Raw genomic sequence first — 20639 nt, forward strand, 5'->3', positions numbered from 1 at the left:
GAGGTCGTCGGCACTTCGGTCCTGCGCTCCGGCCGGAGTTGGGGCCTGATCCGTGAGCCTCGGCGCGATCGCCCGGGCCGGTGCGGGCGACGGCGCCGAGTGTGTCACCGCCACCGCGGACAGCACCTACGTCTCATCACAGCAGCTCCGGCCGCATACGTCGGACCGGCGTGGCCTCAGGTCGTCCGCTGCGCCGCCACGGCGTTGTTGTGCCGGTTGACATTGACCGTCAGCCGCCGCACGAGTTCCTGAAGGGTGGCGATCTCGTCCGGCGCGAGCCCCACGGCTTCGCCGATCGCGGGCGGAACGCTGGACAGGTGCTGATGGAGCGCCAGGCCCTCCGGGGTGAGCGCGACCTGGACGACCCGCTCGTCGTCGGCCCGGCGCTCCCGCTTGAGCAGCCCGTTCGCCTCGAGGCGTTTGATCAGCGGCGTGACCGTTCCGTAGTCCAACCGCAGTACGGCTACGAGTTCCTTGACGGACACGGTGCCGTGCTCGCCGAGGGCGACCATGACCAGGTACTGCGGATAAGTGAGCCCCAGCGGATCGAGCAAGGGCCGGTAGGCGCCGGTGATCGCGCGCGAGGCGGCGTACAGGGTGAAGCAGAGGTGTTGGTCAAGCACGGGAGCGGAGTGTGCCGGTTCAGGCGCGCTCACGTCGTCGGTCATCTTTCCGTCCTCGTCTCTCGCATCGGCCCGATCGGCCTCTCGTCGCGGCAATTCGGACATTGACGCGTTTTCTGGTGAACACTATACACTCGTCTCCACTTAGTTTGTGCACGAGACAGTTGTGCGCTAGCTTTCCCTTCGTCGCCAGGGGCTCAGGGCCACCGGCGGCACCTGATCCGCCTCATGCAACACCCGCCTCATGAACACGCTCATAAGGAGATCTCGATGAACGCCTCCGTCTTCCGCTCCACCCGCAAGCGCGTTGCCGTAGTCGGCGTGCTCACGGGAGCCGCCGCGCTCGCACTGTCCAACCTGTCGCCGGCGGGTGCGACGACCGCACACCACGCCCCGGAGAAGAAGCCGACGGTCGTACTGGTGCACGGTGCCTTCGCCGACTCCTCCAGCTGGAACGGCGTGGTCGAGCGTCTGAAGAAGGACGGCTATCCCGTGGTCGCCCCGGCCAACCCGCTGCGCGGCCTCACGAGTGACGCGGACTACGTCAGGAGCTTCCTCAAGAGCGTCAAGGGCCCTGTCGTCCTGGCGGGCCACTCCTACGGCGGTGCGGTGATCAGCAAGGCGGCCGAGGGTGAATCGAATGTGGAGGCACTGGTCTACATCGCCGCCTTCGCCCCCGACAAGGGCGAAAGCGCCCTGGAACTGTCCAACAAGTACCCGGGCAGCACCCTCGGACCGACCCTGAACACCGTGCCCTTCCCGCTGCCCGACGGTGGCACCGGCAACGACCTGTACATCAAGGCCGACAAGTTCCATCAGCAGTTCGCGGCCGACGTCCCCAGCCGGGTCAGCGACCTGATGGCCGCCACTCAGCGCCCCGTGGCCGCCTCCGCCCTGGAGGAGCCGGCCACCGGCGCCGCCTGGAAGACCGTCCCCTCGTGGAACCTCGTCACCACCCAGGACCTCAACATCCCGGCCGCCGCACAGCGGTTCATGGCCCAGCGGGCGCACTCCCACACCACGGAGATCAAGGCTTCCCACGCCGTCACGGTCTCCCGCCCGGACGCGGTCACCCGGGTCATCGAACAGGCCGCACGGGCCACCGTCGGTAACTGAACTGGTCACCGGGGCACCGGCAGGTACGCGGCGCCCGCGGGGCGGCACGTCATCCGCGGCCTCCGGTGGGCGTGGGCGCCGCGGGCGACCCGTGTCCGCCGGAGGTTGTGTCACATTGGCTGCCGGCAGATCCGCAAGGCAGGTGGCCCGCTGTGCGGTGGGCCCGGGTCACCGCCGCCACGACGACTTCCAGGGCGAGCGGCGCGGCATGGACGCCGGCGCCCGACCTTCTCGGTCAGGTCGCACCGGGGCCGGTCGCTGCTGCGGAGGGCTCATTGGCCGGGAAGTCGGTGGAGGCCGTCAGATAGGCCCAGGCGTCCATGTCCTCCTGCAACTGTCGGCGGCCCTTCCGGACGAGGTGCAGCGCGTCGCTGCCGAGCAGAAGGTGCACGGGTGGATCTTCCGCCTCCAGAACCGTCATCAGGGCCTTGGCGGCGCGCTCCGGGTCACCCACCTGCTTGCCGTCCTTGTCCCTGCGAGCGGCCCGGATGGGGTCGAACACGGTGTCGTAGTCGGAGATGGTGCGAGGGACACGCACCATGGAGCGTCCGGCCCAGTCCGTGCGGAACGACCCGAGGGCGAGTGAGGTGACGTGGATACCGAACGGAGCCACCTCCTGGGCCAAGGAGGCAGAGAACCCTTCGACGGCGAATTTGCTGGCGCCGTAGAAGGCGACACCGGGCAGCGCGGTGAGCCCCGCCATGGACGACAGCGTGACGATGTGGCCGCTGCGCCGACGCCGCATATGGGGAAGGACGGCCTTGACGACCGCCACGGTCCCGAAGACATTGACGTCGAACTGCCGGCGCAGATCGGCCAGTGACGACTCCTCGACGGTCCCCTCGAGCCCGTAACCGGCGTTGCTGACGAGTACGTCGATGGGGCCCGTCTCCTCCTCGATCCTCTGGACCACCGTGTCGACGGCGTGCTCGTCGGTCACGTCCAGGAGCATCCCCACGGCGCGGCCCGGGGCCAGGTCGGTGAACTCGGCCATTTGGTGCGCCTGTCGCACGGTTCCGACGACCCGGTGACCGGCTGCCAGCGCCTCTCGGGCGAACGCGCGCCCCAGGCCGGTACTGACGCCGGTGATGAGAAAGGTTCTGCTCATGAGTGCTCCTGTCATGGGAGGAGGGCGGGCCCCACGTGAACACGTGTGGAGCCCGCGGCCCACCCCTGTGTGCGGGGGATTCGGAGATCAGTGACCGGCGCTCTGGCCACCGTCGACGTGCAGGATCTCGCCCGTGACGAAGGGGGCGTTCTCCAGATAGACGACCGCGTCGACGATGTCGCTGACCTCTCCCATCCGGCCGACCGGATGCAGCGCGGCGAAGGTGGAGTGGTGCTCTTCCTGGTGCATCGGCGTCTTGATGATGCCGAGGGCCACGGCGTTGCTGCGGATGCCGCGAGTGGCGTACTCGATGGCCAGGGCCTTGGTCGCCGACTGCAGACCGCCCTTGGTCAGCGAGGCGAGAACCGAGGTGACGGAGGAGTTGGCGTGATCGACCAGGCTGGTGGTGATCTGCACGACGTGGCCGCTGCCCTGACGGAGCATCTGCTCGACCGCGAGCTGGGTGATGCGGAAGAAGCCGTCCAGGTTCACACCGGTGACTGCGGCGTAGTCCTCGGGCGTGTAGTCCGTGAAGGGCTTGGCCACGAAGATGCCGGCATTGTTGACCAGGGTGTCGATGCGGCCGAAGCGTTCGATCGCGGCACGTGCCACGCGCTCGCCGGTGGCCGGATCGGCGATGTCGCCCTGAACGGTGACGACGTCCGGGTCCTGGGAGGGAGCGATGCCACGGGATGTGGCGACGACCGCGTAGCCGAGCTTGCGGTAGGCGTCGACGAGGCCGGCGCCGATGCCCTGCGACGCGCCGGTGATGATGGCGACCTTCTTCTGGCCGGAGGTGCTCATGGGTGTCTCTCCAAGGGGATTGAGCGGTGTCTTGCATCTGCTTCCTAAACTAGACGACCGGTCGACAAAATTCCAGTGGCCGACAATCGGTGGATCGGACGTGCGACTTCCCCTACCTGCGTCGGGAGGCTCGGCCTCTCAGGTGGGAGCACATGAGTCATGGGCCCACCTCTCGATGGACCGGCGGTCACCTGGATGGGAAGGGAAAGGTCCGGCATGCGTGCTGCCACGGCCCGGCCGCGCGTCCGGGGTGCGATGACGGCCCCGCCGCGCAGGTGACGACACCTCCCGGCGGCTGTCGTCGAGGCGGTGGCTGACGTCCGGGGCGGTGGCCGTACAGGCGTCCCGGCCGGGTCCGGGTGCTCTTCGATGGCGGCCGGGCAGGCCGGCGCGTGAGGTGCCGGGTGAGCCGCGTCGGCGGGACGGTGCAAGGCGGGGCCGCCCACGGATCACGCGGTCCTCGACGCCGTCACCCGGCGGGCCTCTGACCGTGTTCCGCGTGGTCGGAGGGTCGTTGGGGCGGCCATGCGCACCGGCCGGAGATCAAGCCGGCGTGTACCCCGTTCCGGTCGGGAGCAGACCGTTCAGGACGAGGCCGGAGAGCATGTCGGCCATGCCGCTCCTGTGCTGTTGCGCCACCGGAGCGGCCGTCGGATTCAGCCGGTCGGCGATCGGGTCCTGCGCCAGGGCGAGCGCGGGGCCGGTGATGGCGAAGTACAGGATGTGCGGCGGCACGCGCGGGATGCGTCCGGCCGCGACGAGGTTGTCGACAGCCGTCTCGATGCTGTCCCACAGGGGCTGGATGAACCGTTGGTGCAGATAGTCCAGGCGAGCCGAGTCGCGCGTCGACTCGTCGGCGACCAGCCGGTTCACCGCCGAGGCGCCGGCGGACAGCCGGTACATCTGCACGACGACGCTTCTGAGTCGATCGGCATCGTCGCGGGCCTCCGTCAGCCGACGGTCGAACTCCGACTGGACACCCAGCAGGGCGAAGTCGACCACCGCGCGCCAGAAACCCTCCTTCGAGCCGTAGCGTTCGTTGATGAAGTTGTGGCTGACGCCGAGCCGTCGGGCCAGCTCCCGCATCGTCGTCGCGGCGTAGCCGAGTTCCGCGAAGGCGTCGAGCCCGCGTCTGAGAATCTCGCTCTCATCCAGCTGCACGGGGGCGTACTTCCCGCGGGCCGGCCCTTTCGCAGTCCTTGGTCTGCTGTCGGTCACGTCGGCATCGTCCTCACCAGCTCGCGTGCAACAACTGCGCCAGGGGGGCCGATAGCAGGTGGGGCCCACATGGGCAGATGTCAGTCTGCCACACCTGCCGACCGCACCCGAGGAATGCGTTTCTCCACTGCTTGACAAGTGTCAGGCCGAGGGCTACTACTTGACGCGTCAAGTAAATGTCGATGACGGCAAGTCATCGACCCGCTCAGCAGAGGTGCTCTCATGACGCTCGAGAACGACAGCGAGACCGCATCCGCACGAACCGCCCACCACGGTCTGTCCAAGCGCCGGACGGTGATGGGCGTCGTGACCGGCCTCGCCGCCGCCGTCGCCCTGACCGCCACAGCCGTCCCCGCCATGGCGCGGGACCAGAGCCCGACCGCCGCAAAGACCGAGCAGTCCGCGCGTCAGCACCTTTCACCGCTTCAGGTCACCTCGGCGTTCTACGCCAGCTACAACGGGGACCTCAAGGCCGGATTCAACCGCTACATCTCCAAGAACCTGGTACTCCACGGCTTCAACGGCCCCGAGCAGCGCAAGGACTGGATCAAGGGCGACCTCAACATCAAGGCAGGGCTCGAGGGCTTCAAGATGACCGTGCTGGACCAGATCGTGGAGGGCAACAAGGTCGTCACCCGCTGGAGCTTCGCGGGTGTGCACCGGGGCACCGTCTTCGGCATCCCGGCTTCCGGTCGGTCGGTCCAGCTCAGCGGCATCTCGATCGACCGTGTGATCGACGGTCAGTCCGTCGAGCACTGGTCGGAGGGGAACTTCGGCGTGTTCCTCGACGAACTCCGGGGCGACACGAGCCCCGGCACCGTCGCTCCCTGACGCCGCCTGGGCGCCCCACCCGGCGCGGCCTTGTCCGCCCGACCGGCCGAGGCCGCGCCGCGGGCGTCCCGCACGAGCGGGACGCCGCACCGAACAGAAGCAGTCGCAGGAAACAGGAGATGTTCCATGGGCATTCTTGAGGGCAAGGTCATCCTTGTCACCGGCACCGCGGGCGGTATGGGGCGCGTCGCCTCGCTCGTCTTCGCAAGAGAGGGAGCGAAGATCGTCGGATGTGACATCCAGACCGAGGCCAATGAGGAGACCGCCGACCTGGTCCGCCGCGCGGGCGGCGAGATGACCGCCATCGCACCGGTCGACCTCACCGACCCCGACCAGGTCCACCACCTCGCCGACCGAGCCGCAGCGGCCTACGGCGGGCTCGACGTCGTCTACAACAACGCCGCCATGCAACGCTTCGGCGCCATGCCCGACTTCTCCGTCGAGGACTGGCGCGCCACCGAAGCCGGCGAACTCGACATCCCCTTCTTCGTCTCCAAGTACACCTGGCCCCACCTCGTCCGCCGTGGCGGCGGAGTGATCATCAACGTCGCCTCCGAGGCCGGTCTCATCGCGGGCTCCACCCCTCCGATGGTCGCCCACACCGCCGCCAACGCCGGCGTCATCGGGATGACCCGCCAACTCGCCCTCGAGGGCGCCCCGCACGGCATCCGCGCCGTCGCCATCAGCCCCGGCCCCGTCCTCACCCCCGCCAGCGACCGCGACCTCGGCGACAACCAGGCAGCACGCGACGCCATCGTCAGCAAGACCCTCCTCAAGCGCTTCGCCAAGCCGGAGGAGATCGTCGAACTCGCCGCCTTCCTCGCCTCCGACCGCGCCAGCTACATCACCGGAGCCAACTACTCCGTCGACGGCGGAGCCAGCGCCTGGTGACACCGCGGAGTGGCCCGGGCCCGGGCGCGGTCGCTCGCTCGCTCTCGGAGATCAGGCGGGGTTCGATGTCTCCATCGGGCCCCGCCTTGCACTTCTCCCCGCTCGAGCGTGCTGTCACCGGGGTGCTCGGTCATTACGTCGTAATCACCACCCGCACCGCAGCAGACCGTGCCGGCGACCGAAGCGACCGAAGCGACCGAAGCGACCGAAGCGACCGAAGCGACCGGGGGCCGGGATTGTCTCTACCCGTTCGGCCGTGCGGACCTCCGTGTCACTCCGCCAGGCCGGGTGAGTGCTCGGTCAACAGCCACCCGGGTGAGCCGTGCCGGCGACCGAAGCGACCGAAGCGACCGTCCTTCACAGTTTGCTCGGCTGTTCGGCGTCAGTACTGGAGACCAACATGTAACCACCTTGACTGGTGACGCATGTGGTCGGACAATGGCACGTCGAACCGGACGGAGGGCTCCATGCGCAGGAACAACGCAGTCAACCGGGCGGCAACCGCGCTGGCGGGCGGTGTGCTGCTGCTGACCGGCGTCGCCCTGCTGGTGCTGCCGGGTCCCGGCCTGCTGCTCGTCCTCGCCGGGCTCGTCGTTCTCTCGCGGCAATTTCCCTCCGTGGGCCGGTACGTCGATCCGGTGCGAGACCGAGCCTTGCGCGCAGCCGTGGACAGCGTCGCCTCACCGTTGCGGCTGGCCGGATCCGTTCTGGCGGGGGCGGGGCTGCTGGCGGCCGGCGCTGTGTGGGGCTTCGTCCCGGCGCTGCCGTTCGGTGGCTGGGCCACGGGAACCGGACTGATCCTGTCCGGCCTCATCCTCTTGTCCCTGCTGGTGTGGAGCCGTCACAGGTTCCGGACTGCGGAGTAGACCTCACTTGGCCATGCCGCGCCTTACGTACGGCTTCCGTCCGGCTTTGGTGCGGTGGGCCGTACGGTTGTGGGGACCTTCCTCAAGTGCGTGGTCCTTACCGATGCCGCCTGACCGCCTTGGGCCCGTGCGAGACCTGTTCACCGAGGCGTACGCAGGCCGGGGTCGGCAGCCCCGGGCTGCCCATCGTGCTGCCCGATGGCCAGCGGGAGCCCGCAGCGGAAATCCATGTAGTTGTCCGATCCAGCGGTATGCCCGGCGGTCGGCGCCGTTGACACCGGACGAAAGCCCATGCCAGCATCGTCACCAGTTGAACCGGTGATTTCCGCTTCGTGTGTTTTGTGCTCGACAGCACCCACATACGCGGGTGCCCTTGCGGCAACGGGCTACGTCACCGGGGAGCTACCACGGTAAGGAGCACACGGACATGGCACGACGGCAGCCGAAGCCAGGGGGAGACAGCGGTGCGCCGGTGGGGCGACGGGCGATGCTGGGCATGCTCGGCGCCGGCGCCACGGCGCTCGCCACCGCCCCCTATCTTCAGCGCGGCTGGGAGAATGCCCTCGCTGCGGCCTCCCAGGTCGACGGGACCGGGCTGACCGGCCTGTTGCCCAATCCAGGCGGCTTCCGGTACTACAGCGTGGTCGGTTCGGTGCCCCGCAAGGACGAGTCCAACTACGCGCTCACCGTCGGTGGCCTGGTCGACAGGAAGAAGACCTACACGCTCGCCGACCTGCGCGCGATGCCCCAGACGCGGGTCGTCGCCGACGTGCTGTGTACGGACGGCTGGCGCGTGGACGACACACCCTTCGAAGGTGTGAAGCTGGCGGACATCCTGGACGACGCCGGGGTGCGCTCCCCGGGCACGGCTGTCCGCTTCACCTGCTTCGACGGCGCCTACACCGAGAGCCTCACCCTTGAGCAGGCCCGCCGCTCCGACATCCTGGTGGCCCTGAAGATGCAGGACAAACCCATCACCCACGCACACGGCGGCCCGGTCCGCCTCTTCGTGGCGCCCATGTACTTCTACAAGTCGGCCAAGTGGCTGTCCGGCATCTCGGTCACCGACAAGGTCGTCCCCGGTTTCTGGGAGGAACGCGGATATGCGATCGACGGCTGGCTCGACGGCGCCGACCGGCCCCGTGCGGCCTGACCTGCCCGGGCGGGTGCGGCGGTTCAGCACCGCTGAGCGCTGGGTGCACCGGACCACCGGGTACCTGATGCTGGTCTGTCTGGCGACCGCCGCGTGCCTCTACCTCGGCCCGCTGGCCCAGCTGGTCGGGCGGCGGCACGTGATGATCTTCCTGCACGAGTGGTCGGGCATCCTGCTGCCGCTTCCCTTCCTGCTCGGGCTGCTCTCCACTGACTTCCGGGCCGACCTGCGCAGACTGAACCGGTTCGCGGTGTACGACCGCCAGTGGCTGCGGGCCGTGCGCAGGCGCCGCAAGGAGCCCGAGGCGCGTCCGGCCGGCAAGTTCAACGCCGGGCAGAAGATCTACGCGGGCTGGATCGCCGGTGCGGTGCTGGTGATGATGTTCACCGGCCTGCTGATGTGGTTCCTGGGGCTGCTGCCCTTCATCTCCCGGACCAGCGCCATCTTCGTCCACGACCTGGTTGCCTGGGCGATCACCATCGCCGTCCTCGGACACATGCGCAAGGCGTACGAGGACCCGGAGGCACGCCTTGGAATGCGCACCGGGTACGTCAGCCGGTCCTGGGCCGAGCGAGAGCACTCCCGATGGCTGGGCGAGTAGCGCGACCTACGCATGTACGGGTGTCCCCGGGGCAAGGGGCGACGCCGCGTCGAGGGCGTTGCGGTCGATGGCGAAGCCGCACCCTGCGGTCGGTGGCCGACGTTCCGGGGGTTGCCGGCCCTTGTCGTGAGCGAGGAGGTGTCGCCGCCTCGTACGCGAGGCCCGGGGGAGCGGACGGCGGTCGGTGACTGGCACAGAAACCATCGCGGGAGATTAACTTGTGCACAAGATAAACGCGCGCTAGTGTTTGCGGCGCAGGAGGCGGCCGCTCGAAGGCCGCCGAACCCGGCCCGGCCCGTCGAGGGCCTGACCGTGCGATCCCCGTGCGTGAGGAGTGCAGTGATGACTGGTCAGAACATCTCTCAGAGCAAGCCGACGGTGGTGCTGGTGCATGGCGCCTTCGCGGACTCGTCCAGCTGGAACGGGGTGATCGAGCGCCTGCGTCGGGGCGGCCATCCCGTCCTGGCGGTCGCCAATCCGCTGCGCGACCTTGCCGGTGACGCAGGCTATGTACGCAGCGTCCTCGAACACGTGCAGGGCCCTGTCGTGCTGGCCGGACACTCCTACGGCGGCGCCGTCATCAGTGCAGCCGCGACCGGCTCGTCCAAGGTCAAGGCCCTGGTCTACATCGCCGCCTTCATCCCCGACCAGGGTGAGAGCGCACTGGAACTGTCCAACATGTACCCGGGCAGCACCCTGGGTCCCACCCTGGACGCCGTCCCCTTCCCCCTGCCTGACGGCGGCACCGGAACCGATCTCTACATCAAGCCCGACAAGTTCCACGACCAGTTCGCCGCCGACGCCCCCGCCGACCTCGCCGGCCTGATGGCCGCCACCCAGCGCCCGGTGGCCGCCTCGGCTCTCGAAGCCCGAGCGTCCGCCGCCGCCTGGAAGGCGATTCCCTCCTACAGCCTCGTCGCCACCGATGACCACAACATTCCCCCGGCGGCCCAGCGCTTCATGGCTGAACGGGCTCATGCCCACACCGTCGAGGTCAAGGCGTCCCACGCCGTCACCGTCTCACAGCCCGACGTCGTCGCCCGGATCATCGAACGAGCCGCTCAGGACATCGTCCGCTGAATCAGGTCGGGCGTGACGGCCGATACGGCGCGAGCGATCATCCCTTCCTGCTGCGACATCGCGGCATCTCTCTCCGGCTAGTGCTCTGACCGCATAGGTTCGCCGGGTTGGCGGCGTTGGTGCTCGGACCGGCTGGACTCGGTGTGGGAAGAATTTGAGCGGTCGCGGAGCCGATCAAACTAGGCTCCCAGCATGTCTGGTCCGACGTTGGTGATCGAGTTGGCGGAGCCGCTCTCCCCGGCTGCGCTGCGGGAGTTCCGCGCGTTGATGGTGGGGCTCTCCTCCCACTTCGACGAGAAGCGGCCGGGGTTCTTCGACGTCAACGTGCCCGCAGAGCGACTGGACGTCGAGGACAGGCGAGAGAAGGACTGGCGAAAGCCGTTCCCGCTTCCACTCCTCGGCAACACCATCGCGGACGAGGAGCTCACAGCCCCGGTGGGATTCAATCCGCAGCGCGAGGACTGGCGTCGGCCCTTCCTGGTCTACTTGATGGGGCCGGGTGTCGGCGACGAGAGCACCTTCGAGGCTGAGCACGCGGACGAGCCCGAGGTGGAGGCCATTCTCGGCTTCAGGCCGACCCATGCCGTCAATGTCAGCGCCGGCTGCAATCGCGAGATCGACCACGTGACCACGGCCCTGCTGACCGCCGCTGTCATGGACGTCATCGGAGGCGTGGCCAAAGCCGAGCTGCTGGACGGACAGGCGTCGGTCGTCGCCGGCCTTCCGGGAGTGTTGGGGATCGCGGACGACGACTGGATGGCGCTGGGAAGGGCGGAGTTCCTGCGGGCCTGGGTTGGGCACCCCGCCTTCCGGCTGGTCAAGTAGCCCAGACAGATCCGTGGCGGATGTGGTGCTGTGACCTGGAACGTTCGCCATGTTGCCTGATCAGGCGGCGAGAGCGGGTCGGCCGCCCCAGCGGATGCCTTTCTCGCTGCGGATGCGGGCGCGTTCCTTGCGTTCGGCGGCCAGGACGTCGCGGTGGCGTGCGTTGGCGTTGCGCCAGCGGAGATAGGCGTGCAGGGCCCGGGTGTGCACGGTGTGGTTGGGGTGGTTCGAGTTGGCGATCGTGAACTGCCGCGGCGGTCCGAAGTGCGCTTCGATCGGGTTCGCCCACGAGGCGTAGGTCGGAGTGAAGCACAGCTCGACCTTGTGTTTCTTCGCCCAGCGACGGATGTCGGCGCCCTTGTGGGCGGACAGGTTGTCCAGGATCACGTAGATCGGTGCACCGTCCGGGCGGGCGGCGCGGATCGATTTCAGCGCGGCCAGCGTGTTCACGGCTCCCTTCTGGCGCCGATTCACGCCCCACAGCCGGTCGTCGCCCACCGAGTAGCAGCCGTGGAAGTACCGGACTCCGTGGGTGCGGTGGTAGGTGGCCGGCAGCCGGTCGGGACGCCGTTGTTCGGCCCAGCCCGCGCCCGCGGTGGGACGGATCCCGAGCGGGCCGAACTCGTCGAAGGCGAAAACTCGGTCGGGGAAGCGGTCCAGGACGTGCTCGATACGGTCCAGCTTCGTCTCCCGTTCGGGGTCCGGGGACTCCTTCCAGGTCTTGGTGCGCTGGAAGGTGACGCCGCGGCGGGCGAGCAGGCACCGTAACGCCTCACGGCCGATGCGGATCACCCGGCCGTGCACTTTGCGCAGGTAGGCGACCAGCTTGCGCAGCGACCAACGGGTGAACGGCTGGCCGAGCTTGACCGGGCGGGTGGTGGCCGTCGCGATGACGAAGTTTTCGTCGTCATCGCTGAGTTGGCGGGGACGGCCTCCCGCCCACCGAGGGTCCAGGCAGGCCAGGCCCTTCTCATTGAACGCGTGGATCACATCGCGGACGGTGTCCTCGTCGGCCTGCACCAGCTGGGCGATTACCGGTACCCGGTTCCCGCCGGCCGAGGCCAGCAGCATCATCGCCCGCCGGTAGCGAACCGAACTGGTGCTGCCCCGGCGCACGATCTGCTGCAGCTTCTGACCCTCCTGATCGGTCAGTCTGCGCACACGGACGGGCTCGGCCACCGCGCCTCCAGCGGTCGGATCGGATGTCACCGCACATCCAACCGCTACGACCGCCACCCCGGCGAACCTATGCGGTCATAGCACTAGGTGGACGTTGAGCTCTCCACGGCAATGACGGGTGCATGAGCCACATGTGCTTGATTGGACAACTACCCCCTGCTATAGACGTGAGGTGCAGGAAGTCGCACCACCAAGTCAACCATGCGACCCATGAGTTGACGCATGGTGGAAGAGCGAGAGGGAAATGTGAAACTCAAGTCCATAAGCACGATGCTCAGTTCGGTGATCGGGATGAGTATGGTGCTCGCCGCCGGAACCCCGTCGGCGGTGGCCGAGGTACGTGCCGACCTTGATGCGGCGACTCAAACGGCGGCTTCCACCTCGACCTGGGATCCCGCATCTCGGGCCCCGGGCCGATCGCCCGACGGTTCGGCTGACCGGTGGATCCAGCTGGTCACCGGTGACCGGATCTCGGTCGACGCTGAAGGCGACGTAGTGTCCCTGCGCCCTGCGAAAGGGCGTGAAGGCATACCCGTGCGGGTGGAGACCACCGGCGGACACACCTACGCCGTACCCGAGGACGCACGGTCTTTGATCGTCGGCGGCTGTCTGGATCGCCGGCTGTTCGATGTGACCACGTTGAGCGAACCCGCTTACGCGAAGGACGGACTACGGCTCATCGTGATGTACGAGTCGGCTCGCCCCGTCGTCAGGACGGCACTGCGCTCCGTCCCTGAGGCAGAGGTGCACCGCACCTTGTCCAGTATCAACGCCGACGCCATCACCACACCCGTGAGCGGCAGTGCGCGGCTGTGGTCCGAGATCACCGACGGACCGGCTCGCGCCAGCGACCGCACCGTCGCGGCCGGTATCGCATCGGTGTGGCTGGACGCCGTCGTCCAGGCCGACTTGGACAGGAGCGTGCCGCAGATCGGCGGCCCGGACGCTTGGGCGGCGGGCTTCGACGGAACCGGCTCACGCATTGCCGTCCTCGACAGCGGTGTCGATGCCACCCATCCGGATCTCGCCGACCAAGTGGTCGCTGAGCGCAACTTCTCCGATGCGCCGGACACGAGGGACCTGTACGGGCACGGCACGCATGTCGCTTCCATCGCGGCCGGCACCGGCGCCAAGTCCGACGGCAAGTACAAGGGAGTGGCTCCCGGAGCCCGCATCCTCAGCGCCAAGGTCCTCAACGACACCGGCAGCGGGACCATGTCGCAGGTGATCGCCGGGATGGAATGGGCCGTCAGTGAGAAGGCGGACGTCGCCAACCTCAGCCTCGGTCACTACAACGGTCAGGAGACCGATCCGATGGAGGCGGCCGTCAACACATTGTCGGCCGAGAGCGAGACCCTTTTCGTCATCGCCGCCGGCAACACCGGCGACCAGGGACCGGGCTCCGTCACCACGCCCGGAAGCGCGGACGCCGCCCTCACCGTCGGCGCGGTCGACAAGCAGGACCACCTTGCCGCCTTCTCCAGCGTCGGCCCGCGCAACGGTGACGGAGCCATCAAGCCCGACCTGACGGCGCCCGGAGTGGACATCGGAGCCGCCTCCGCCAAGGGCAGCCGCCTGGAGGGATACGGACATCAAGTCGCCGAAGGCTATGTGGCACTCAGCGGCACCTCCATGGCCAGCCCCCACGTCGCCGGTGCCGCAGCCGTCCTGGCCCAGCAGCACCCCGACTGGGACGGCGATGATCTCAAGGCCGCCCTGGTCGGTTCGACGACTGCGGGGCAGTACTCGGCGTTCCAGCAGGGATCGGGCCGGGTCGACCTGCACAAGGCGATCAAGCAGAGCCTCTTCGCTCGTGAGGCATCGCTCTCGTTCGGTGTCGCCCAGTGGCCCCACACCGATGATCAACCGCTTGCCAAGAACCTCACCTACCGCAACACCGGAGACGCTCCCGTCACCCTGACGCTGACGGTGGACGCCACCGGCCCGGACGGAGAACCCGCTCCCCGCGGCATGTTCACCGTGGACGATCAGGTCACTGTCCCGGCTCACGGACAGGAGACTGTGAAGGTGACCGCGGACACGCGGACCGGCGATGTCACCGGAGCCTTCACCGGGCGCATCACAGCCACCGGCGGGGGACAGACCGTCGGCACCGCAGTGGCCGTGGAGCGGGAGTCGGAGCACTACACGGTCAGGCTCAGGACCCTCGACCGCACAGGCAAGCCGGCCGCGTCCTGGGCCGCGACCCTGGCAGGCCTGACCGGCCCCGACAGGGGATTGTCCACCGATCTGTCCGGGGCGAGGGACTCGGTACGCCTGCCCAAGGGCCGCTACTTCCTCAACAGCTTGATCCGGTCGGAGCCGCAGGGAGCCGCCACCCGCGGCGTGGACTGGCTCAACCAGCCGAGCCTCGAGGTCACCGAGGACATCACGGTGACCGTGGACGCCCGTACCGCCGAGCCCATCGACGTCACTGTCCCGGATCGTTCCGCGTACCAGACGTGGGGGCACTACGGCGTCGCGAACGATCTCCCTGACGGAACCATGGCCGGTTTCTCGTACATGACCGCTTCCTTCGCGGACTTCCGCACGGCTCACCTCGGCCCGAAGGGCTATCCCGGAGACAAGCTGAGCCAGCAGCTCTCACTGTCGTTCTCCACCGGTGCCACGGGTGAGGACGAGTACCACCTGGTGTACCTGCCGGAGGGCGACAGGTACTTGACGGGGTTCACCCACCACACCAGGCCCCGGGAGTACGCGGAGGTGGAGCAGTCGCTGGGAGCCGCGGCCCGGAACAAGTCCGGTTTCGTCACGCCGACACCCGTGCAAGGCGGTTCCGGCTATGGCGCGGAGCATCCTCTGCCGTACCACGGCACCCTCCACCTGCTGTCGGCCGACACCTCGTGGTGGATGACCTTCAAGCAGATCGACGCGAACGGGGGCTACGAAACCGCCTACGGCGCGCCCGCGCGCACGTTCCGGCCCGGACACTCCTACAAGCAGGAATTCAACGTCGGTGTTTTCGGACCGGACCTCCCGAACGGTGGTGCCGGTCTCTTCCGCGCGGACGAGGCACTGGACGGCGACCTTCCGCTGTTCTCGGATCGCAGAGGAAACAGCAGTGACAACCAGTCGCCCGTCGAGAGCTCGCGTACTTCCGTCTACCGCAACGGCGAACTGGTCAGGACGAGCATCTACCCGATGGACCTGTTCTACATCGCCGACAACGAGCGCGCCGACTACCGGATCACGGTGACGGTCGACCGTGGGGCGGTGGCGGACGTATCGACGAGCCTGACCACGAGCTGGACGTTCGCCTCAGAGTACGCGCCGGGACGGACGGAGATCCCCACTTCCGTCGTGCGCTTCACTCCCGCGCTCTCGCTTGAGAACACGAGCAAGGCAGGGGTGAAGGTGCGCGTGCCCGTGACCGTGAAGGGCTCCGCCGCGGGGCGGAACGGAACTCTCGGGTCCTTGACCGTGTGGGTCTCCTACGACCGGGGGAACCACTGGCGGGAACTGCGCGTGCACAACGGCAGCGTCCAGGTTGCCAACCCCAAGGCTAGGGGCAGTGTCTCCTTCAAGGCCAAGGCCGTCGACCGACAAGGCAACACGGTCGACGAAACCATCATCGACGCCTATCTGACGAAGTGACCCGCGGCGCCCTGATCACGGAGGGGTGGAACGCATGAAGGCCGGGCCCCGGCACTTGTGCCGGGGCCCGGCCTTGACGCAACCAGGCGAGGCCGGAGTGGCCAGGACGCGGAGCCGCCCACGGGGGGAACCCCGACGACGGGTTGTCGCGTCGCCGGACCGCGACGAAAGGTGATGCGGCTCAACGGACGGGGGGGACCGTTGGGCCGCGAGTCACACATTACCCCAGGTTGCGTCGTCACCTGGGCCTGGAGGTATCCGGCGTCAGGTGCATGTGCAGGCCGGTGGAGGATGGTGGTGACGGCGCCGGACAGTGCACCGTGGCAGTTTTGGCTTCGCGCAGCAACATTGTCCAGGAGTCGGCCCGAGTCAGCCATGTCCGGCAAAGATTTTTTACGAAGCAAGTAAAGTGGGGGTCATGTCACGCGTCGTACCGCAGCCGGAAGCGCCGAAGCCGCTCAACCCGGACGAAGAAGCCGTCGTTCGATCGCTCAGCCGTGTCATCTACACACTGCCTCGCGCGATCGACGCCGACATGATCCGTGAGCAACGGCTCTCGCTCATCGAGTACCTGGCGATGGCGCATCTCTCCGAGGCTCCGGACAGGCAACTGCGCATGAGCGATCTCGCTGCCGCTGTCGACATGTCGCTCAGCGGCATCACGCGCTTGGCAAGCCGACTGGAGGCCCAAGGGGTGATTCGGCGCGTCCGGTCGACCGAAGACGCTCGTGGTTACCACGCCATCCTCACCGATGAGGGATTTGCCCGTCTCGAGAAGGCGTGGCCGACCAACTTGGCCGCGGTGCGCCGCCATTTCCTGGATCACCTGACGGGACTGGACCTGAAGAAGCTCGCAGTCGCCTTGCGCCACATCGCTACGTGACGCGCGCGCCGAGCCTTGACCCGGTGCGGGTTCCCGCGCCGGGCGACCTTCGGGAAGGCGTCCGACGTCCGGCGTGTCAAAAGATGTGCAGGAAACACCCGAGCGTCACCACGCCGGCGGCCGCGATCGATGTCAGCTTGACGATGAGCCTATGGGGCTGCAAGGGCGGACCTCTTTCGGAAAGCGCCGTGAAGCAGAACCTCAAAGCGCCGGATTGTCATATTCGTGTCCCGCAGCCGCACCCCGTGTTCCCCGTCGGGTCTGTCGACCTGGTCGACGAGGAATCCGCGGGTCACAACCCTCCCATGCGGATGAGCCACCAGTCCGGGTTGTAGGCCCCGCTGGCCGTGTCGTGCTGCGTGGCCGGCCGCTGCTCTGTGGTGTCCTCCAGCCGAATGGGCTCCGGAAGCTTCGAGAACCGCAGGTTGCGTCGCACCTGAGCGGCATCGGCAGATTCGCGTTCGTGCTCCATTTTCGACAACTCCTTGCGCGGTAGAGGGCATGCGCCGAAACGGCAGTCTGCGGCCGTCGGGACGGGGGTGGAGGAGCGGATGATGGCAGCTTCGCGCACCCGAAGTAACTGGTCAGAGAGTGATGTCAAGCTGTGGGGGCCCGCATGAACGGAGCGGGGCCTGCTCATACAGCGGACCCGATCGAACCGGGTCCGGGGTGGTCAGACGGCGACCGCGTGGATGGTGACGGGTATGTTGCCGCGCACCGCCTTGGAGTACGGGCAGATCTGGTGAGCTGCCGCGGCGAGCTCCGCGGCCTGCTCCTGGCTGACGCCGCCCACCTGAAGGTTGAGGACGGCGGCCAGGGAGAAGCCCTCTTCGCCGTGCTGGAGCGTCACATCGGTGTCGATCTCCGTGCTGGCCAGCCTGATCCTGCGCTCGGCGGCGGCAAGCCGGACCGCGCCCAGGAAGCAAGCTGCCCACCCCGCTGCGAACAACTGCTCGGGATTGGTCGCCGTACCCGCGCCGCCGAGTTCCTTCGGCAGCGCCAGATCTGTGTCCAGCAGGCCGTCATCGGACTGAGCGCGACCGCCGTTGCGGCCCTCTCCGGTGACCTTGACGTGGGCGGTGTACTTGTTCGACATGAAAGGCCTTTCGGGAGGGAGAGAGGGTGCAATGTCACCTGCTCAGTTGGTGACGTCATATTGACACAACTGAGCCATCACCTGTCAAGCAGGTGATGAGGGGGAGTTGACTGGTTCGAGAACCCTGGGTTCAGGGCCGACTCTCCGGTCACGTCGGCCGGCCGCCGCAGCAGGCCCGACGCGGTCATCGGCGACAAGGCGTATGCGTCACGGGCGATCCGCCAGACGCTGCGGCGCCGGGGCATCCAGGCGGTGATCCGGAGAGGGCCGACCGGAAGGCCAACCGGATGCGGCGCGGCCGGGCCGGCGGCAGACCACCGGCCTTCGACCGCGTCCTCCACAAGGCCCGCAACGTCGTCGAAGGCTGCTTCAACCGGCTCAAGCAGTTGCGCGCCATACGGCACGCCTGATCGGACGAGCACACCATGCGCGCACGACGGACGCAGCGGACGGCACTCTCCGGCATCCTCGGTGCGATGGCGCTGGTGGCTGCCTCGCCCGCCCGGGCCCACGCAAGCGTCCGGCAACTCCTGCCCCGTAACGCCGACGGCTGGAGCAGACTTTCTCCCCTGCTACGACTACGACACCGACGGCTGTGACGCGACTGCCCCCATCGGCGCCGACGGCACCGGCAACCCCGGTCCGCCGCTGGGCGGCGATGTCAACGGCGAGTGTCACGACCGCGACAAGCTCATGAGCGGCGACCTCGGCGCGGCCCTTATCAAGATCGGGGACGTGGACTTTGCGTACACTCGCACCCAGTGCGAGCCTGCCGGGATTCCGTTCGACCCGGATGCCCTGAGAAGGAGAAGCTACGGCGGGATCGAACGACGGCACCACTGATACCATCGATACCATGTCGGACGCCAAAGCAATGAGCCTGCGCTTTCCCGATCCCACGCAGCGGGAAGCCATCGCGGCGGCCGCCAGGCAGGCGGGCGTCAGCATGCAGGAGTACATCCTCTCTGCCGCCTACGACCGTGCGACCGCCGTGGAGCAGCGGTTCCTGGCCGGCTTCAAGGCGTCCATGGCCCGCAGCGGCGCCGCCTTCGCCGCCGAACCGAGCAGCACCGATCCCAGCCCGGAGCACCGGGCGGCCGAGCGTGAGGCCAAGCGGGAAATCGACCAGCACGAGCGGGGCCACGCCGCGTGACCGACCAGCAACCGCTGCACCCGATCGACGTCACGTTCCTGCTGCACGCCGCAGAAATCCTCGACGGGGATCCCCAAGTCGACGACTACGGACCGCTCTACGCCGCCGCAGCCCGGGTGAACGCCAAGGCCATGAAGCGGGACATCTACGGATCCCTCCACCTCAAGGCCGCTGCGCTGTTGCAGACACTGGCCAGGCTGCCCTGTCTGGAACACTCCAACGAGGCTTTCGCCTGGCACGCGAGCGAGGCCTTCTTGTTCCTCAACGGACGAGAGATGGAGTACCCGCCCAAGGCAGCCCTCGCCCTTGTCCGCGACGCTGCCTCAGGCGCGCTCGGAGTCGCCGGAATCGCCCGGCAGCTACGCGACTGGACGGTCACCTGACCCCTGTGCAGACGCGACATCCGCGAAGGACGGTGCCATTCGGCTGGTCCGGAACCTTGGGCGGTCGTGTGATCAGGGGGAGGGCAGTTCGCCCCGGAGGCGCCGGCCACGTCGCTCGTGACCGGCACCTCCATAGGGACCGGGGCCGTGTCGAGGGCGTGTCAGGCGCCGAAGACCTTCAGCACCTCGGCCACGAACTCCTCGGGACGCTCCTCGGCCAGGAAGTGCCCGGCCCCCGGGAACTCGACGTACGTGACGTCGTCCACCATCGGATCCACCATGGCCTTCGAGACCGGCAGCAGATAGCCGCTGAAGTACACCAGAGGCATGGAGAGCTTCGGGTAGGTGCCGAAGTCGATGATGTCCTGGTAGAACGTGTCGAACCACTTGTTGGTGGCGATGATGGACTCGGCGGTGTCGTAGCCGGCGGCGGCCATGGAGCGGACGTCCTCGGTGAACACCTCGGGGTGGTCGCCGCCGATGTTCTTGATGTTCCAGTCGATGATCTCGCGCGCCTTGCCGGCGAACAGCTTGTGGGGAAGGTCCGGAATCTGACCCATGACCCACCAGAACGGGAAGATCACCTCTCGTGCCTCGGGGGGCTGGACCATCGAGAAGTTGTGCATGCCCGGGTTGGGGTGGACACCGTCGGCGATGATCAGCTTCTTGACCACCTCGGGGTGGTTGATGGCCAGGCTCCAGGCGACCATGCCGCCGATGTCCTCGCCCTCGACGTACGCCTGCTCGTAGCCGAGGGAGCGGATCAGCTCGTAGACGTCCTGGGCCATGTTCTTCTTGTCGTACCCGGACTCGGGCTTCGCTGAGTCCCCCATGCCGCGGATGTCCACCACGATGACGCGGAAGTGCTCGGCGAGCTTGGGCATGACCCGCTGGTAGTAGTACCAGGTGCGCGGGTAGCCGGTCATGAGAACGAGGGGCTCCCCCTCTCCGCCGATGACGTAGTGCAGCTGAGTGCCGTTGACATCGGCGTACGCGTGCTCGAAACCTTCAGGCGGGTTGGTCATGTGGTATTCATCCGTTCTGATTACTGTTCATTTCGCGCAGCGCGTCCGGCTGCGAAAGGGCACGGCTGTATGACGTGACCTGCTGCCGCAGTCGTCCGCGGCAGGTGTGTTGCCGATTCGTCCGGTGTCCATGACCTCGCTCGACCGCATGGGAACGGTGAGGAGGAACCTCCGGCTCGCGATGTGTGC

At 67.8% G+C, this 20639-nt stretch carries 21 protein-coding genes and 1 pseudogene; 14 read left to right on the plus strand and 8 right to left on the minus strand.

Annotation, left to right across the window (positions count from 1 at the left end; all coding sequences use genetic code 11):
- Positions 1 to 176: 176 nt before the first annotated feature.
- A complete protein-coding gene (locus F3L20_RS32070; protein WP_150157624.1) occupies positions 177 to 668 on the minus strand; it encodes a MarR family winged helix-turn-helix transcriptional regulator in 492 nt (163 codons plus the stop codon).
- Between the two features lie 225 nt (positions 669 to 893).
- Here F3L20_RS32070 and F3L20_RS32075 point away from each other — a divergent pair, with 225 nt between their 5' ends.
- Positions 894 to 1739, plus strand: coding sequence for an alpha/beta fold hydrolase (locus F3L20_RS32075; RefSeq protein WP_150157625.1), 846 nt, complete (start codon positions 894 to 896; stop codon positions 1737 to 1739).
- A gap of 235 nt (positions 1740 to 1974) precedes the next feature.
- On the opposite strand, the gene F3L20_RS32080 is transcribed toward F3L20_RS32075, so the two are convergent.
- The 3 genes from F3L20_RS32080 to F3L20_RS32090 all read right to left on the minus strand — a co-directional run bounded on the left by F3L20_RS32080 (position 1975) and on the right by F3L20_RS32090 (position 4812).
- Positions 1975 to 2847 carry an oxidoreductase gene (locus F3L20_RS32080; RefSeq protein ID WP_150157626.1) on the minus strand — a complete coding sequence of 291 codons (873 nt, stop codon included), beginning with the start codon at positions 2845 to 2847 and terminating at the stop codon, positions 1975 to 1977.
- An 87-nt stretch (positions 2848 to 2934) separates the two neighbouring features.
- A complete protein-coding gene (locus F3L20_RS32085; protein ID WP_145828863.1) occupies positions 2935 to 3651 on the minus strand; it encodes an SDR family NAD(P)-dependent oxidoreductase in 717 nt (238 codons plus the stop codon).
- Between the two features lie 543 nt (positions 3652 to 4194).
- A complete protein-coding gene (locus F3L20_RS32090; RefSeq protein ID WP_167534734.1) occupies positions 4195 to 4812 on the minus strand; it encodes a TetR/AcrR family transcriptional regulator in 618 nt (205 codons plus the stop codon).
- 279 nt (positions 4813 to 5091) lie between these two features.
- Here F3L20_RS32090 and F3L20_RS32095 point away from each other — a divergent pair, with 279 nt between their 5' ends.
- The 7 genes from F3L20_RS32095 (at position 5092) to F3L20_RS32125 (ending at position 11116) form a co-directional block, all read left to right on the plus strand.
- Positions 5092 to 5700, plus strand: coding sequence for an ester cyclase (locus F3L20_RS32095; protein WP_150157628.1), 609 nt, complete (start codon positions 5092 to 5094; stop codon positions 5698 to 5700).
- 126 nt (positions 5701 to 5826) lie between these two features.
- A complete protein-coding gene (locus F3L20_RS32100) occupies positions 5827 to 6591 on the plus strand; it encodes an SDR family NAD(P)-dependent oxidoreductase (RefSeq protein ID WP_150157629.1) in 765 nt (254 codons plus the stop codon).
- A 467-nt stretch (positions 6592 to 7058) separates the two neighbouring features.
- Positions 7059 to 7457, plus strand: coding sequence for a PGPGW domain-containing protein (locus tag F3L20_RS32105; RefSeq protein ID WP_145828859.1), 399 nt, complete (start codon positions 7059 to 7061; stop codon positions 7455 to 7457).
- Positions 7458 to 7884: 427 nt separating this feature from the next.
- A complete protein-coding gene (locus F3L20_RS32110) occupies positions 7885 to 8610 on the plus strand; it encodes a molybdopterin-dependent oxidoreductase (RefSeq protein WP_240811012.1) in 726 nt (241 codons plus the stop codon).
- Positions 8561 to 9211 carry a cytochrome b/b6 domain-containing protein gene (locus tag F3L20_RS32115; RefSeq protein WP_150157630.1) on the plus strand — a complete coding sequence of 217 codons (651 nt, stop codon included), beginning with the start codon at positions 8561 to 8563 and terminating at the stop codon, positions 9209 to 9211. Before F3L20_RS32110 ends, F3L20_RS32115 begins: the two co-directional genes overlap by 50 nt.
- Before the next feature lie 342 nt (positions 9212 to 9553).
- Positions 9554 to 10291, plus strand: a complete 738-nt coding sequence (locus F3L20_RS32120; protein WP_150157631.1) for an alpha/beta fold hydrolase — start codon at positions 9554 to 9556, stop codon at positions 10289 to 10291.
- A 192-nt stretch (positions 10292 to 10483) separates the two neighbouring features.
- Complete coding sequence (locus F3L20_RS32125; RefSeq protein ID WP_150157632.1) at positions 10484 to 11116, plus strand: DUF6368 family protein; 633 nt, start codon at positions 10484 to 10486, stop codon at positions 11114 to 11116.
- Between the two features lie 60 nt (positions 11117 to 11176).
- Here the strand turns inward: F3L20_RS32125 and F3L20_RS32130 are convergent, their stop codons facing one another.
- Positions 11177 to 12295 (minus strand): IS630 family transposase, encoded by a 1119-nt coding sequence (locus tag F3L20_RS32130; protein ID WP_240811013.1) that lies wholly within the window; start codon positions 12293 to 12295, stop codon positions 11177 to 11179.
- Positions 12296 to 12517: 222 nt separating this feature from the next.
- Between F3L20_RS32130 and F3L20_RS32135 the strand changes: the two genes are divergently transcribed.
- Both F3L20_RS32135 and F3L20_RS32140 read left to right on the plus strand, forming a co-directional pair.
- Positions 12518 to 15910 carry a S8 family peptidase gene (locus tag F3L20_RS32135; RefSeq protein WP_150157634.1) on the plus strand — a complete coding sequence of 1131 codons (3393 nt, stop codon included), beginning with the start codon at positions 12518 to 12520 and terminating at the stop codon, positions 15908 to 15910.
- Between the two features lie 418 nt (positions 15911 to 16328).
- Complete coding sequence (locus F3L20_RS32140; protein WP_150157635.1) at positions 16329 to 16793, plus strand: MarR family winged helix-turn-helix transcriptional regulator; 465 nt, start codon at positions 16329 to 16331, stop codon at positions 16791 to 16793.
- 292 nt (positions 16794 to 17085) lie between these two features.
- Here F3L20_RS32140 and F3L20_RS32145 read toward each other — a convergent pair whose 3' ends face one another.
- Complete coding sequence (locus tag F3L20_RS32145; RefSeq protein ID WP_150157636.1) at positions 17086 to 17265, minus strand: hypothetical protein; 180 nt, start codon at positions 17263 to 17265, stop codon at positions 17086 to 17088.
- Positions 17266 to 17466: 201 nt separating this feature from the next.
- Positions 17467 to 17889 (minus strand): Ohr family peroxiredoxin, encoded by a 423-nt coding sequence (locus F3L20_RS32150; RefSeq protein ID WP_150157637.1) that lies wholly within the window; start codon positions 17887 to 17889, stop codon positions 17467 to 17469.
- A 144-nt stretch (positions 17890 to 18033) separates the two neighbouring features.
- Here F3L20_RS32150 and F3L20_RS32155 point away from each other — a divergent pair.
- The 4 genes and pseudogenes from F3L20_RS32155 to F3L20_RS32170 form a co-directional block, all read left to right on the plus strand.
- Positions 18034 to 18287, plus strand: a pseudogene (locus tag F3L20_RS32155) (transposase); the annotation flags it as partial.
- Between the two features lie 73 nt (positions 18288 to 18360).
- Positions 18361 to 18732, plus strand: a complete 372-nt coding sequence (locus F3L20_RS32160) for an NPP1 family protein (protein WP_240811014.1) — start codon at positions 18361 to 18363, stop codon at positions 18730 to 18732.
- A gap of 13 nt (positions 18733 to 18745) precedes the next feature.
- Positions 18746 to 19042: a hypothetical protein gene (locus tag F3L20_RS32165; RefSeq protein WP_206338959.1), complete on the plus strand. Its 297-nt coding sequence runs from the start codon at positions 18746 to 18748 to the stop codon at positions 19040 to 19042.
- A complete protein-coding gene (locus F3L20_RS32170; RefSeq protein ID WP_150157639.1) occupies positions 19039 to 19425 on the plus strand; it encodes a fic family toxin-antitoxin system, toxin component in 387 nt (128 codons plus the stop codon). The genes F3L20_RS32165 and F3L20_RS32170 overlap by 4 nt, the downstream gene beginning before the upstream one ends.
- 161 nt (positions 19426 to 19586) lie before the next feature.
- On the opposite strand, the gene F3L20_RS32175 is transcribed toward F3L20_RS32170, so the two are convergent.
- Positions 19587 to 20450, minus strand: a complete 864-nt coding sequence (locus F3L20_RS32175; RefSeq protein WP_150157640.1) for an alpha/beta fold hydrolase — start codon at positions 20448 to 20450, stop codon at positions 19587 to 19589.
- Between the last annotated feature and the right edge of the window lie 189 nt (positions 20451 to 20639).

This window comes from Streptomyces tendae (assembly GCF_008632955.1).
Lineage (GTDB): Bacteria > Actinomycetota > Actinomycetes > Streptomycetales > Streptomycetaceae > Streptomyces.

Bases quoted from the DNA above. Each gene is read 5' to 3' on its own strand.
- F3L20_RS32150 (WP_150157637.1), bottom strand. From the start codon at position 17,889: ATGTCGAACAAGTACACCGCCCACGTCAAGGTCACCGGAGAGGGCCGC.
- F3L20_RS32105 (WP_145828859.1), top strand. From the start codon at position 7,059: ATGCGCAGGAACAACGCAGTCAACCGGGCGGCAACCGCGCTGGCGGGC.
- F3L20_RS32085 (WP_145828863.1), bottom strand. From the start codon at position 3,651: ATGAGCACCTCCGGCCAGAAGAAGGTCGCCATCATCACCGGCGCGTCG.
- F3L20_RS32175 (WP_150157640.1), bottom strand. From the start codon at position 20,450: ATGACCAACCCGCCTGAAGGTTTCGAGCACGCGTACGCCGATGTCAAC.
- F3L20_RS32145 (WP_150157636.1), bottom strand. From the start codon at position 17,265: ATGGAGCACGAACGCGAATCTGCCGATGCCGCTCAGGTGCGACGCAAC.
- F3L20_RS32120 (WP_150157631.1), top strand. From the start codon at position 9,554: ATGACTGGTCAGAACATCTCTCAGAGCAAGCCGACGGTGGTGCTGGTG.
- F3L20_RS32075 (WP_150157625.1), top strand. From the start codon at position 894: ATGAACGCCTCCGTCTTCCGCTCCACCCGCAAGCGCGTTGCCGTAGTC.
- F3L20_RS32140 (WP_150157635.1), top strand. From the start codon at position 16,329: ATGTCACGCGTCGTACCGCAGCCGGAAGCGCCGAAGCCGCTCAACCCG.
- F3L20_RS32135 (WP_150157634.1), top strand. From the start codon at position 12,518: ATGGTGGAAGAGCGAGAGGGAAATGTGAAACTCAAGTCCATAAGCACG.
- F3L20_RS32070 (WP_150157624.1), bottom strand. From the start codon at position 668: ATGACCGACGACGTGAGCGCGCCTGAACCGGCACACTCCGCTCCCGTG.
- F3L20_RS32110 (WP_240811012.1), top strand. From the start codon at position 7,885: ATGGCACGACGGCAGCCGAAGCCAGGGGGAGACAGCGGTGCGCCGGTG.
- F3L20_RS32080 (WP_150157626.1), bottom strand. From the start codon at position 2,847: ATGAGCAGAACCTTTCTCATCACCGGCGTCAGTACCGGCCTGGGGCGC.
- F3L20_RS32100 (WP_150157629.1), top strand. From the start codon at position 5,827: ATGGGCATTCTTGAGGGCAAGGTCATCCTTGTCACCGGCACCGCGGGC.
- F3L20_RS32095 (WP_150157628.1), top strand. From the start codon at position 5,092: ATGACGCTCGAGAACGACAGCGAGACCGCATCCGCACGAACCGCCCAC.
- F3L20_RS32125 (WP_150157632.1), top strand. From the start codon at position 10,484: ATGTCTGGTCCGACGTTGGTGATCGAGTTGGCGGAGCCGCTCTCCCCG.
- F3L20_RS32165 (WP_206338959.1), top strand. From the start codon at position 18,746: ATGTCGGACGCCAAAGCAATGAGCCTGCGCTTTCCCGATCCCACGCAG.
- F3L20_RS32115 (WP_150157630.1), top strand. From the start codon at position 8,561: ATGCGATCGACGGCTGGCTCGACGGCGCCGACCGGCCCCGTGCGGCCT.